At 41.2% G+C, this 524-nt stretch carries 1 protein-coding gene; it reads right to left on the bottom strand.

Going from position 1 to position 524, the window contains the following annotated elements; genetic code table 11:
- The coding region (locus tag ABD296_RS50260; RefSeq protein ID WP_407061610.1) for a transketolase-like TK C-terminal-containing protein at window positions 1-487 on the bottom strand (487 nt) is incomplete at its 3' end.
- Between the last annotated feature and the right edge of the window lie 37 nt (window positions 488-524).

Raw genomic sequence — 524 nt, 5'->3', positions numbered from 1 at the left:
GTTCACTGTAAGCACGCATATGGTCGGTAGCAGAAACTACGATACCTTCCGTACCACGTAATTGTTTAGATACCCAAGATTCTTTAACTTCTTCAGCAAGTGGGTGTAGGCGGTTGTATTCTTCACATGCCATACCATCACGTGCCAATTCATTGAAGCTTGTTACACTCCAAACGTTTGAATGGATTTGGTATTCATCACGTAAGATTTTCGCAGCTTTAATCACTTCGCGAAGGATTACACCTGAACCAAGTAACTGAACAGTTGCTTTTTCATCTTTCTCGAATAAATACATACCACGTTTAATACCTTCTTCAACGCCTTCTGGCATTGCAGGATGCTCGTAGTTTTCATTCATTACAGTTAAGTAATAGAACACACGCTCTTGATTCACATACATACGTTGTAAACCGTCATGTACGATGACAGCCAACTCATAACCAAAACATGGGTCATAAGATACGCAGTTTGGAATCGTGTTCGCCAAGATGTGAGAATGACCGTCTTGGTGCTGTAAGCCTTCA

The organism is Actinomadura napierensis (assembly GCF_039529375.1).
Lineage (GTDB): Bacteria > Actinomycetota > Actinomycetes > Streptosporangiales > Streptosporangiaceae > Spirillospora > Spirillospora napierensis.
This window is presented reverse-complemented; position numbering and strand designations above follow the sequence as displayed.